The sequence below is a fragment of the Plantactinospora sp. A48 genome (assembly GCF_055793945.1).
On the sequence record NZ_JBTIXF010000137.1, the window covers coordinates 1 to 1,254 of the forward strand.

Sequence of the window (1,254 nt, forward strand, 5' to 3'; positions counted from 1 at the left end):
GATCGGGTTGCTGTAGGTCGACGACGGCGGCCACGGTCCATCCGTCGGCGGCGCGGACGTCGGAGGCTCGGACGTCGGCGGCGCACTCGTCGGCGGAGCGGACGTCGGCGGAGCAGACGTCGGCGGCGTCGAGGTCGGCGGCGCCGACGTGGGCGTGACGGGACCGTTGCAGACCGTGCCGTTGAGGGCGAAGTCGGTGGGCACCGGGTTTCCGCTGGTCCACGAGCCGTTGAAACCGAACGACTGGGTGCCGCCGGTTCCGATGCCGCCGTTGTAGCTGACGTTCTTCGCGGTCACCTGGGCACCGCTCTGGGTGACTGTCGCGTTCCACGCCTGGGTGATGGTCTGCCCGGCGCCGTAGGACCAGGTGAGGGTCCAGCTGCTGATCGGGTCACCGAGGTTGGTGATGTCCACGTTCGCGCCGAAGCCGCCCTGCCACGAACTGGTGACCGTGTATGACACACGGCATCCGGTCGCGGCCTGGGCGGACGTGGCGAACGCGGCTCCGGCGGCGCTGAGCGCGACGGCCAGCGTGCCTGCCAGCCATAGTCGTCGGGTGCGTTGCACGGTTCCTCCAAACAACGTGCGGGTTGACGACGGACCACCGCCTCCGATGGGTGGTGACCGTTGGGGGCGAGCCGGCCGCGTCCGGTCCGGCCGCGAGCCCTGGCGGACCCGCGACCGGACCGGACGCGGCCCGAACTGATCAGGTCGCGGTGCAGGTCAGCGTCGGGGCGGTGTTGGTGCCGTTGACGCTGCCGAGGAAGCCGAACTGGGCGCTGGCCCCGGCGCCCAAACTGCCGTTGTAGCTGACGTTGCGGGCCGTGACGGAGCTGCCGGACTGGGTGATGGTGGCACTCCAGGACTGGCTGATGGTCTGGCCGTTGGCCCACTGCCAGGTCACGGTCCAGGCCGAGATGGCGGAACCGCCGGCGGTGACCGTCACCGTGCCCTGGAAGCCGCCCGGCCACTGCCCGGCCGGGGTGTACGTGGCCGTGCAACCACCCGTGGGCGGCGGCGAGGACGGGGGCGGGCTGGACGGCGGTGGCGAGGACGGGGGCGGGCTGGAGGGCGGCGGGCTGGACGGTGGCGGGCTGCTGGGCGGCGGGGACGACGGCGGCGGCGAGGACGGGCCGCTGGTGTCGATGCTGCCGGGGACGGTGCGTAGGGCGTTGTACCAGACGGCTGCCATTTTGTCGTAGCCGTTGGCGGTGGGGTGGATTCCGTCGATGAGGTCGGCGGTGGTGAGGGCGG

Annotated in this window: 2 protein-coding genes; both read right to left on the bottom strand. The window is 72.2% G+C overall.

Annotated features, from left to right (window positions below; genetic code table 11):
• The coding region (locus ACXN5W_RS30305; protein WP_473161807.1) for a cellulose-binding domain-containing protein at positions 1 to 567 on the bottom strand (567 nt) is incomplete at its 3' end.
• A 139-nt stretch (positions 568 to 706) separates the two neighbouring features.
• The coding region (locus tag ACXN5W_RS30310; RefSeq protein WP_473161808.1) for a cellulose binding domain-containing protein at positions 707 to 1,254 on the bottom strand (548 nt) is incomplete at its 5' end.